Source organism: Streptomyces sp. NPDC054841, assembly GCF_053611045.1.
Genome location: NZ_JBSGZO010000306.1, coordinates 1 through 10,588, shown reverse-complemented (window position 1 = coordinate 10,588; position 10,588 = coordinate 1). Strand labels below are relative to the sequence as shown.

General features: G+C 70.0%; 10 protein-coding genes and 1 tRNA gene. 6 read left to right on the top strand and 5 right to left on the bottom strand.

The features are described from left to right. Positions 1 to 212: 212 nt before the first annotated feature. The 5 genes from ACWGI8_RS30590 (at position 213) to ACWGI8_RS30570 (ending at position 8,101) form a co-directional block, all read left to right on the top strand. Positions 213 to 3,278 carry an FG-GAP-like repeat-containing protein gene (locus tag ACWGI8_RS30590; protein WP_453665806.1) on the top strand — a complete coding sequence of 1,022 codons (3,066 nt, stop codon included), beginning with the start codon at positions 213 to 215 and terminating at the stop codon, positions 3,276 to 3,278. Between the two features lie 226 nt (positions 3,279 to 3,504). Beyond that, positions 3,505 to 3,867: an FG-GAP repeat domain-containing protein gene (locus ACWGI8_RS30585; protein ID WP_453665805.1), complete on the top strand. Its 363-nt coding sequence runs from the start codon at positions 3,505 to 3,507 to the stop codon at positions 3,865 to 3,867. 150 nt (positions 3,868 to 4,017) lie between these two features. Then, positions 4,018 to 5,577: an FG-GAP-like repeat-containing protein gene (locus ACWGI8_RS30580; RefSeq protein WP_453665804.1), complete on the top strand. Its 1,560-nt coding sequence runs from the start codon at positions 4,018 to 4,020 to the stop codon at positions 5,575 to 5,577. A gap of 87 nt (positions 5,578 to 5,664) precedes the next feature. Continuing rightward, positions 5,665 to 7,824, top strand: a complete 2,160-nt coding sequence (locus ACWGI8_RS30575) for an FG-GAP repeat domain-containing protein (protein ID WP_453665802.1) — start codon at positions 5,665 to 5,667, stop codon at positions 7,822 to 7,824. Between the two features lie 201 nt (positions 7,825 to 8,025). After that, positions 8,026 to 8,101, top strand: a tRNA-Lys gene (locus ACWGI8_RS30570). A gap of 268 nt (positions 8,102 to 8,369) precedes the next feature. On the opposite strand, the gene ACWGI8_RS30565 is transcribed toward ACWGI8_RS30570, so the two are convergent. The 5 genes from ACWGI8_RS30565 to ACWGI8_RS30545 form a co-directional block, all read right to left on the bottom strand. Next, the gene (locus ACWGI8_RS30565; RefSeq protein WP_453665801.1) at positions 8,370 to 8,492 is read right to left on the bottom strand and encodes a hypothetical protein; all 123 of its coding nucleotides are present in this window, start codon (positions 8,490 to 8,492) and stop codon (positions 8,370 to 8,372) included. Between the two features lie 36 nt (positions 8,493 to 8,528). Next, positions 8,529 to 8,990: a hypothetical protein gene (locus ACWGI8_RS30560; protein ID WP_453665799.1), complete on the bottom strand. Its 462-nt coding sequence runs from the start codon at positions 8,988 to 8,990 to the stop codon at positions 8,529 to 8,531. 75 nt (positions 8,991 to 9,065) lie between these two features. After that, the gene (locus tag ACWGI8_RS30555; protein WP_453665797.1) at positions 9,066 to 9,278 is read right to left on the bottom strand and encodes a hypothetical protein; all 213 of its coding nucleotides are present in this window, start codon (positions 9,276 to 9,278) and stop codon (positions 9,066 to 9,068) included. Further along, positions 9,275 to 9,448 (bottom strand): hypothetical protein, encoded by a 174-nt coding sequence (locus tag ACWGI8_RS30550; RefSeq protein ID WP_453665795.1) that lies wholly within the window; start codon positions 9,446 to 9,448, stop codon positions 9,275 to 9,277. Before ACWGI8_RS30550 ends, ACWGI8_RS30555 begins: the two co-directional genes overlap by 4 nt. Beyond that, entirely contained in the window at positions 9,445 to 9,645 is a 201-nt protein-coding gene (locus tag ACWGI8_RS30545) for a hypothetical protein (RefSeq protein WP_453665793.1), read from the bottom strand. The genes ACWGI8_RS30550 and ACWGI8_RS30545 overlap by 4 nt, the downstream gene beginning before the upstream one ends. Before the next feature lie 144 nt (positions 9,646 to 9,789). Between ACWGI8_RS30545 and ACWGI8_RS30540 the strand changes: the two genes are divergently transcribed. Then, the gene (locus ACWGI8_RS30540; protein WP_453665791.1) at positions 9,790 to 10,539 is read left to right on the top strand and encodes a GntR family transcriptional regulator; all 750 of its coding nucleotides are present in this window, start codon (positions 9,790 to 9,792) and stop codon (positions 10,537 to 10,539) included. The last annotated feature ends 49 nt before the right edge of the window (positions 10,540 to 10,588 follow it).

Sequence of the window (10,588 nt, the reverse complement as noted above, 5' to 3'; positions counted from 1 at the left end):
ACTGTCTGTTTCTGGCCCGTGTCCCCTGGTGGGACACGGGCCGGACGCATTTTTGAGCGGGTTCGAAACCGGCTTCCGTTGATGGTGAAACTACTGTTACGATCCGCGCACTTGTGCTGGGGGCACGGCAAGGGGATCAGGGGGCCGCACGTCTCTGCGGCTATGAGCTGCCGTGTCTCTTCTCGCCTTTCAGGCTCCTGGGAGGGACCTACGTGAACCGACGTGTGCTCGCGCGCACCGGCATTTCCATCGTCACCACCATCGCCGTCGTCACTGGTAACGGCATGCTGAGCGGCTCGGCAGCCGCAGAAGAGCCGACGCCCGCGCATGTGGTGTTCCAGTCCGACAGTTACGTGCCGAGGGAGGTCATCCCTCACGGTGTCGGGGCGTCCGGCGTACTTTGGCAGCGACAGGGGAGCAACAGCCTGCTCTGGACGGCCTGGGACGGCAGCACGAAGCCGGTGGACGTGCGAAAGTCGCACGTCGGCGGTTACTACGGCAGCTACAACTACCCGGACTACCGCTGGATCTCGGCCGGCTCCGACACGTACATCACCAGCACCGGCGAGATGATGACCTATAAGGCGACCGACTTCGCCACGGGGGCATCGCACATCTTCACACCGCCTTCGGGCCATGTCCGGATCGCCAGTGCGGGCAGGTACTTGCTCACCCGCACCGGGCGCACCGGGGCCTACGCCTACCATCTGCTTGCCTGGGACGGGGCCCAGACGGTTGCCCTCACCGCGGACGTCACGGTGCCGGAGGGCTTCACCTTCTACGAGCTGCTGGCCGCCGACGCCGCCGCCCTGGTCGTCAGGTACCGGGATGCGACGGGAACGCGCCTCGGCTTCATTGACACGGTGACGGGTGCGTTCACCGCCGGGCCTTCCGACGCGACGGGTGTCTCGCAGGTGGTGCTGAGCGGCAGCCGACTCGTCTGGCTGCGTCCCGACGGCGATGTCCGTTGGGTGCCACGGGCCGATCCGACAGCGACTCCCACGGTGATCGACCTCGTCCCCAGGGGCGACGAGGAACCGGTCATCGGCGTAGCGGGTAACTCGCTGCTGGTCACCTGGTACGACCTGAACGACCCGGCGGACTATGCCGACAAGTCCGGGTACCGGCTCCAGAGCTTCCCGTTCAGTGGAGGCGAACCGAGGACGGTGTTGCGCCACGCGTCCCCCGCGGTGGCGTCCGGGCCGGACGGCAGCCTGGTCGTGGCCGGAGGGGAGGACTCGTCTCGCTGGACCCTGCGGAGGATCTCCGATGACGGCGCGATGGTGTCCGCCCTGGACACCATTGAGCCCCAAGCCGCTCGGATCAACCGGATTTCGCTGGCCAACGGCGTCCTGGCCACCGAGGAGGAGGACGCGAGCTTCCTGCCCGCGTACTTCACCCGCCGGATCGCGAACGACGGTGCTTCGCTTTCGCCGGGCAGGCGCCAGCAGCTCAGCTGGATGCTTCCCTCGATCGGTCTGTGGTCGACGGGTGACGGACGCGCCGTGGTGGCGAGGGAGTCCTTCGGCGAGCTCGTGGTGGATTCCGTCGATCCCGCCGACGACGCGGGCTTCTTCCGCACACACTCGCCTTCGGGCACAGCCGTCGACATGACCGGCCGCTATGCCATTGTCAACGGCACCGATCCCGCCAAGCAGTACGTGGGAGACCTCGGGGTCCACGCCGACCTGGAGCCGATCCGTACCCGTGCGGTCGCGGCGGCGTCGGTGTGGGGAACCGCTGTCTGGACGCAGTCCTCCACCGCGGGTGTGCTCACGGTCGAGAATCTGAAGACCGGCGCCAAGTCCACCCTTGCGACGGGCGCTCCCTGCGTCGCCAAGGAACTCCAGGTCGTGGGGCGCTGGATCTACTGGTCCTGCGGTCCCACCGGCAAGGCGGGAGTCTTCGACAGCTCGGCACGCAAGAACGTCGACGTCCCGTCGGGCGAGGCGCTCGTGGGCGACGGCTATCTCGTACGGCACGACAAGACCGCCGGACAGCTGTTCCTGACCGCGTTCCGCGACGGCACGGCCGTGACGCGGGCCATCGGGGACCTGCCCGGGACGGCCGCGCCCACGCGAGGGGTGACCTGGACCGTCGACAAGTTCGGGGGACCGGTCGCCTATGTGGCGGCCGACAAGCGGATCCACCTCGTCCCCAGCGGGGTGGAGACCGGCCCGGTCGTTCCGATCGAGTCCTCCGTGGGCACGTCCGTCACGGCGGGGACGACCAGCACCTGGTCGGCACGATGGCTCATGAGTCGGCCGGTGTCCTCCTGGCAGGTGGTCATCAGGAACGCGGCGACCGGCGCTGTCGCCCGGACGCTGGCCGGAGGCCCGGGCGGGGTCGTCTCGTCGGCGTGGGACGGCAGGACGGCCGCGGGGGGCTACGCGCCGAATGGCGCCTACACCTGGGCCCTCACGGCACGTCCCGCCAACGGCCAGGGCCCCGACTACGTCACGTCCGGTTCGATCAGGCTGCAGGGCGGCGCGGCGGTGCGCCGTGACCATGCAGGACCCGTCGGGGTGCCGGACGGCATCGCAGACCTCGTGTCGTTGACCTCCTCCGGCGTCCTGGCTTTCCGGCACGGCAACGCCACCGGCGGCCTCGTCCATACCGCCACGACGGGTTCTGGCTGGTCGACTTCGGCGGTTGTGGTGCCGTTCGGGGACCTGAACGGTGACCGGTGCAACGACGTGTTGGTGCGGCTGGGCGGTGAGCTGCGGGCGTACAAGCCGGGTTGCGGGAAGGCACTGACGCCGACGACCGCGTACACGTCGCTCGGCACGGTGTGGGCGCAGTTCAACGTCCTGACCTCGCCAGGTGACCTGACGGGTGACGGCCGTCCCGACCTGATCGCGCGGCAGACGACGACCGGTGACATCTATCTGTACGCGGACAACGGCGCCGGCAAGCTCGCGTCGCGCGGCCGGATCGGCACCAACTGGAAGGCGTACCGATCGGTGTTCGGCGCTGGTGACCTCAACGGTGACGGCATCGGGGACCTGCTCGCCGTGGACGGTGCCAACGCGCTGTGGCGGTACGACGGCACTGCGGCGGGCACGATGAAGCCGCGGGCCTTGGTGTTCGCCAACAACTGGGCCACGGGCCGCAATGTGTTCGTCGGTGTCGGTGACCTGAACCGGGACGGCAAGGCGGACCTGGTGTCCCGTAATGCGGCTGGTGATCTGCTGCGCAACAGCGGAAACGGGGCCGGGTCCTTCGGGTCGACCGTGAAGATCGGGACGGGCTGGCAGGGCTACAAGGGCCTCTTCTGACCCTGCCCGACGCTTCGGCGGATCCGGCCCGTGTCTCCTGGTGAGACATGGGCCGGACCCATTTTTGAGCGGGTTCGAAACCGCTTCCGTTGATGGTGAAACTACTGTTACGATCCGCGCACTTGTGCTGGGGGGCACGGCAAGGGGATCAGGGGGCCGCGTCTTTCCCGCGGCAGTGAGCCGCCGTGTGTTTCTCCGGATCTGAGGCTCCTGGGGAGGGACCTTCTTGAACCGTCATGTGCTGCTGCGTCCGGCGAGCTGGAAGGGACTCACCCTCATCGGCGCAGGGGATCTCAACGGCGACCGGCACGGAGATCTGCTGGCCCGGGACGCCGGAGGTGAGCTGTGGCGGTACGACGGCACGGGGGCCGGGACCTTGAAGCCCCGCGTGCTGGTCTTCAAGGACTGGGCCACCGGGCGCAACGCGTTCGTCGGCGCCGGCGACATCACCGGGGACGGCAGGAACGACCTCGTCTCCCGCGACACCAACGGCAAGCTGCTCCGTAACAGCGGCGACGGCAAGGGCTCATTCGGGAGCACGGTCCAGATCGGGACCGGCTGGCAGCGCTACGACGGAGGCATCCACTGATGCGACCGGTTTCTCGCGCGCAGCGGGCGCCGGCCGGCCTTCCCGCCCCGCAGCCCCGCAGGGCCTCCCGCCCCTCGAGCGCTCCCGCCCCTCGGGTCCTCCCGCCCCGCAGCCCGCTTTCTGACTCCTGACCGGAAACGAGACCCACTCATGAGAACGACCAAGCCCCCACGGCACGCCGCGGTCGGCCTGCTCACCGCGACCGCGCTCGCGGGCGGGCTGCTGGCCGGGGTGACCGGTACCGCCCAGGCGGCGGCCGTCGCGACGCCCCGCGCCGCCGCGCCCGCGACCCCCTCGTGGCTCATCCCGCTGTCCTTCGCGGGCAACGGCACGACGCGTGCCTGCACCGGAATCGTCCTCTCGGCCACCCGGACCCTCGCGGCGCCGGACTGTTTCACGGGCCGGTCCGACACGGACTTCGCGTATGACTACAACCTGGCCACCGGCCAGATCGAGAGCGGCACCAACAGGCCCGACTACCGCACCCACCCGCAGTTCGACGCGACCACCCGCCAGGCCGGTGTCGGTGTCCTCATCGACAGTCACGTCGATCCTTCCCGGTACGGGAAGCCGGTCCTCGCCGGATCGGCGGACACCGTCCTCTATGCGGCGGGGAAGCCCGCGACGTTCTACTCGTGGGCGGCTCCGGCCGGTGCGTCCGAGCAGCGCGTCAAGCACACCGAGCAGGTCGTGGTGCGCCGCGGCGCCGACTGCGCCGCCGCGCTCGGGCTGGGCAGCAGCCTGCCGCCCGGGATGATCTGCACCTCGGCCGCGCCCGGCACACCGACGCCCGACCCGAAGGAGCAGTGCACCGGGGACTCCGGCGGCGCTCTCGTGGCGGGCGGCAAGCTGGTTGCCTTCTCCGCGACCGGGGCCGCCGCGTGCGTGCGGGACGGCTTCCGGCTCTACACCGCGGTGCCGACGTACCGTCCGGTGATCGAGGGGTGGACCAGGGACGTCGACCTCGACCACTGGACCACCGGTTCGGTGCTCGGCCGCGAGCCCGGGCCCGGCATCTTCGACCTGCTGCAGTCCGGGCCGTACACGAAGGACCCGGTCAACGGCACCGGCCAGCTCTTCGAGGACGAGTACAACCTGCTGCTCCAGGCCGGCGACTTCAACCGCAACGGCTACGCCGACCTGCTCGGCCGCACACCGGGCGGCACTCTCTACCGGATTCCGGTCGGCGAGAACCTCGAGCCCGGCACCCGGGTCAGCCTCGGTACGGGCTGGAGCCGCTACAACCGTCTTTTCGCCGTCCGCGATCTGTCCGGTGACGGCCAGCCGGACGTCGTCGGCCGGGACGCCTCCGGGTACCTGTGGATGCACCCCGGGACGGGATCCGGCGGGGTCGGTGCACGCGTGAAGATCGGCGTCGGCTGGGGCCAGTTCACTGTGATCACGGGCCGTGGCGATCTGTCCGGGGACGCACGCCCCGACCTCCTCGCCCGTGACGGCAAGGGTGATCTGTGGCTGTACCCGGGCAACGGCCGGGGCGGATTCCTGCCCCGTATCAAGGCCGGGGCGGGCTGGAACTCCTTCAACACCGTCGTCGCGTCGGGCGACTTCGACCGGGACGGCCGCCAGGACGTCATCGCCCGTACGTCGTGGGGGGCCGCCTACCTGTACAACGCGAACCACGCGGGCAGCTTCTTCGGGGCGAAGCAGATCACGGACAAGTACTGGAAGCGGTACACCTACCTGTCCTGACAATCATTCAAAGCTGTACAACCACGAGCGGCTCCCGGTGGTCAAAGCTTCCAGGACGATGATGGGGCATCCAACAGGGGGCTGGGCATGACCACCGGCAGGAACACCTGCAGACGTACGTCGCTCGCGGCCGGGGCCGCCGTCGCACTCGTTGCCGGCGGCCTCGGGTTCACTCCACCGGCGGTGGCCGCCACCACGGCGGAGGAGCCGCAGGAGGTCGTCATCGACCTCGGCACGTACCAGGGTGAGCCAGCCTCTCCCGAGCGGATCGCGCTCTCGGCGGGTCAGCTCGTCGTGGCGGCGCGCGTCGACCCGCAGCGCGAACGCGGGCTGTACCTGTACGACCTCGCCGTCACCGGCACTCCGGAGGCGGGTCCGCGCAAGACGATCGCGTCCGATGTCTGGGACGAGTACCCCTGTCCTCCGGGCGACCCCAGAGACGAATGCAGGGATTTCCCCACCGAGTTGTGGGGGACCGGCGACGGCCAGTTCGTGTTCACGCATCCGTGGGGCTACAACCACACCGTCGTCGACGTCGAGCGGCCGAACGTGCAGACCGTCCACTCCGTCGGGACGCTCAACACCTTCCAGGGCGTGGTGGCCGCGGACGGTGCGTACGTCGCCGTGGACGAGCCGAGCACCGGCAAGCAGTACATCATGAACATCGCCCGCCAGGACGGACCCCCCGTGGTCCACACCCGCTCGATCACCCCGGTCGGGATCTGGGGTTCGAAGATCTGGAAGCCGGGCACGAGCACCGGCACGGTCAGCTCGTACGACGTGGAGACGAAGGTCAACTCGCCCGAGGTGAACCTCGGTTCCGGCTGCCGCCCCGACGAGCTGCAGTCCGTCGGCCGCTGGCTGTACTGGAACTGCAGAGTCGGGCAGAAGGCCGGTGTCTGGGACCACGCGACCGGCAAGAACATCACGGTCCCCTTCAGCCACGACACACAGCTCGGCGACGGCTTCCTCGTGCGGTTCGAACACGCCCAGGTGGGCGGGTCGCTGCTGCTCACCGACTTCCACAAGGGAGCCGGCAGTGCGCCGCTGACCAGCACGTTCGCCAGTGGCGCCGGGTATGGGCCGAGTACGTGGAGCGTCGACCGGTACGGCGGCCATGTGGCGTTCATGGACACCTCGGGCCGTATCCACGTCAAGCCCGTGACCGTGCCGCGCAGCCCGCTCACCGTGGTCCACTCCGCCACCCAGCCGTCGGTCAGCGCACTGCGATGGCCGTGGCGGGGCGAGTGGCGGATGAGCCGGCCGACCGCGTCCCGTACTTTCGCGGTCAGGGATGCCTACGGGCGGCTGTTCGACGAGGGCACCAGCACGGAACGCACCGGGGCGCTCGTACGGGCCACCTGGGACGAGTCGGCCATGTACCCGAAGTGGCCGGTCAGCGGGGCGTACGGGTGGACCGTGGCCGCGCGGCCGGCGGACGGCGCGGACCAGGAAGCGCGGCTGAGCGGCACGCTCCGCCTCGTCGACGGGTGGGCGGCGTACCGCGACTCCAGCAATGACGGCTACGGCGAGTTCTACTCGATGACGACGACGGGCAAGGCCGCCGTCCACCACCTCGCGGGAGGCGCCCGCTCCTGGGCGACGACCGGCTGGGACCCGCGCACGCTCATCATTCCGTACGGCTCCAACACCGGGGACGAGCCGCGCAGCGACGTGCTCCTGCGCACCCCTGACGGCAATCTCTACCGGGCTCCCGGCGCCAACCCGATCGACCCCACCCGGCCGCACCACCTCATGGGCAAGGGCTGGCAGGGCTTCGACGCCATCACCTACTCGCCCGACTTCACCGGCGACGGCCGCCCCGACCTGTTCGCCCGGCAGGCCTCCACCGGCATCCTCTTCCTCTACCGAGGCAACAGCCGCGCCGGCCTCGACCCCGCCGTGAAGGTCGGCTCCGGCTTCATGGGCTGGACCATCATGGGCGCCGCCGACCTCAACGGCGACGGCCTCGGGGACCTGCTGGCCCGGGACGCGGGCGGCGAGGTCTGGCGCTACGACGGCACGGGCACCGGCACGTTCAAGCCGCGCACGCTGGTCTTCAGCGACTGGGGAGCCGGCCGCAAGGAGATCACCGTGGTCGGCGACATCACCGGCGACGGCTTCCCGGACCTGCTCTCCCGCGACACGAACGGCAAACTCCTCCGCAACAAGGGTGACGGCAAGGGGTCGTTCGGGTCGACGGTGACGGTGGCGACGGGCTGGCAGAACTACCGCGCCCTGTTCTGACGGGCCCCGGCGGGCGACGCGGGTGGGCACGGGGAGGACGCGCGGGTACTCCTGGGCGACCTGCGAGTGTCCGTGGAACCGGCCCCGCCCGTCTGTATCCCGGTCTGTGACACCACCGGGAACCCGGTGGACGACGCCCTGCACCCGATACCCGATCGGATGCCGGGCGTCGTCCGGCTATGCTCAGGGATGACTCGCCGAGGGCCGTTAGCTCAATTGGCAGAGCAGCGGACTTTTAATCCGTTGGTTGTGGGTTCGAGTCCCACACGGCCTACCACTCAGCCCCAGGTCAGAGCGCATCTGACGTGGGGCTGATCTTGTTTCAGCGGGTATACCGGGCGCCTGCTCAGCCAAAGCTCAGCCGAAGCGCTAACGATCACGCATGCGGCGGCTCGTGCCCCGCTCGGATCCGGATGCATCCGGGTGGGATTCCTGGGTAGGCGGACGCACCGGCGCCCCTGCCCCGTCGGCGAGGCAGGGGCTCCATGAGGACATGAAGAAGCCCCGGCCAGCCGACGGGGGACGGCGGGCCGGGGCGGTCTGCGCTAGCGCTGCGGCACGATGAAGCCGCGCGTGGGGCGGGGCTCCGGATCCCGGGAGGCGGGCTGCTGCGTGCGCTTCCACGCCGCGACGAGCTGCGCGTACCGCGGGTCGATCCATTCGGACATGGCGTCCTCCCTTCCGTGCCGCAGCCTAGAGGCCTGTCAGCCCTTGGGCTTGGGGATGGTCACGATCGGTCCGGACTCGTCCGAGTGCTGGCACTCTGCGGCCACGGAGACGAGGGTGTCGGTCGGCCCGCGCCACAGGTCGCGGTCGACGCTGTAGCCGGCGGCCTCGATGTGGGCGATGGTGCGCTCGATGACGGCCTCGTCGTGGCGGCCGGGGTCGGGCCGCTCCGGCAGGTGGTGCACGAAGGTGCCGAACCGGGCGCACAGCTGGTGATACAGCGAGGTGTGGAGGATCAGGGCGTGCCACCCCTCGTCGACCACGCGGGACGGTACGAGCGCGCGGCCGGGCGAGGAGGCCGCGGCGGCGACGAACGCGAGGGCGTCGACCAGGATCTGGCCGGCGAGCTCGGGTTCCATGCCGGGGTTGTTGCCGAGGATGGTGGCGCGGACGTCGTTGAACTGTGCATCGGTCAGTAAGGCGCGCGCGGTCTGGGTCATGGGAGTCCTCCCGTAGTGGTTGATGGTGGTACCCCGCCCGCTGCCCAAGCCGCCGCAATGGCAGCGGGCGGGAGTTCATGGGCAGGACCACACGTCGACGTCCAGGACGTGGGCCCCTTGACGGCCGCGGGCGATGCCGCGCGGGATTGCGCCGCTCGTCAACGGCTTGCCGCAGGCGACACAGGCCCGGCCGGCGTACTGGTCCCAGCTGAGGGCCTGCGCGGTCGGTACCGGCCGGTCCCGGCAGGGCAGGGCGGACGGCAGCCACACGACGTTGGACGCGGTCACTGTGGCTCCGGGCCGCGGTTCGGCCAGCGCGCTGGCTTGTAGTAGTCCTCGTGGTCGCCCTTGTGCCCCGGGTCGCGGGTGCAGCGCGCACGGCCGTCCTGGAACGAGGCCCAGCAGTAGCCGTTCCACGAGCCGTTGCCGGTCCCGGACGGGCTCGCCTCCGTGCTCACGACTGACCGCCCTTCGGGCAGTTGCGGCAGCGCCGCGGGTACCAGCGGGTGCGCATGTCGGCACGGCGGAAGTAGTGCTCACCCGGGATGCCGGCCGCCGTGGCGGGCGTGAGGACGACCCCGCAGTGGACGCAGTCCATGCCGCGCTGCTGACGCTGGGTCAAAGTGCCGATGGGCGGTAAGGCATGCGTCGTCATCACGACCCCTCCAGAGAGTGTCCTAGGACGAACGTGGCGTGACCTAGGACAGTAGGGAAGGGCCCAACACGCCGAACCCTCGTACGAGTTACCGGTGTCCTAGTACATTCACCCGTGGACTAGGACACCCGATCAGGAGGCGCCATGCCGGACACCGACCAGCAGCCCCCGTACATGCAGGTCGCCGAACGGATCCGGCGCCGCATCCTCGACGGACAGCTGCAGGAGGGGACCAAGCTGCCCGCGCAGCGCGACCTGGCCAAGGCCGAAGGCGTCGCGGTCGCCACCCTCGGCCGGGCGCTCGACCACCTGCAGGTCGAGGGCTACATCACCACCAGCCGCCGCGGGACGTTCGTCGCCAACGCGCCGTCCGTCGCCCCAAGCGCCTACGACCGGATCACCCGCGTCCTGCGTACCGGGTCCGTCCTCGGCGAGGGCGAGACGATGATCGTGACCACGGCGGAGCTCGTCGCCCCGCCGCAGTACGTGGCCGACATCTTCGACCTGGACGACGGCGACCAGGTCGTGCGCCGCCAGTGGCACACCGGCAGGGGCATCCAGCGGCTGATGCTCGCCGTCAACTGGTACCCGGCGACGTTCGCCGCACTGGTGCCCGAGCTGCTGTCGACGAACGCCGCCAAGTCCGTCGGCCTGCTGCCGCGGATCCAGGAAGCGACCGGCCGCCGGGTGACCGCGGGCAGGGACGACGTCCACAGCCGCGACGCCGACGCACGTGAAGCCAACTTCCTTGGCGTCCGGGTTGGCTCCCCAATCCTCGCCGGCGCACATCGTCTCTGGGACGACCAGGGCGTCATCGAGTACGGCGAATGGTGCCTGCCGCACCGGCTCGTCATCGGATACGAGTACAGCTTCGACGCTGCGCCAGGCGTCTGACCCCGGACGCACGAAGGCGCCCCTTGCCCGACCCCGTGAGGGATCAGGC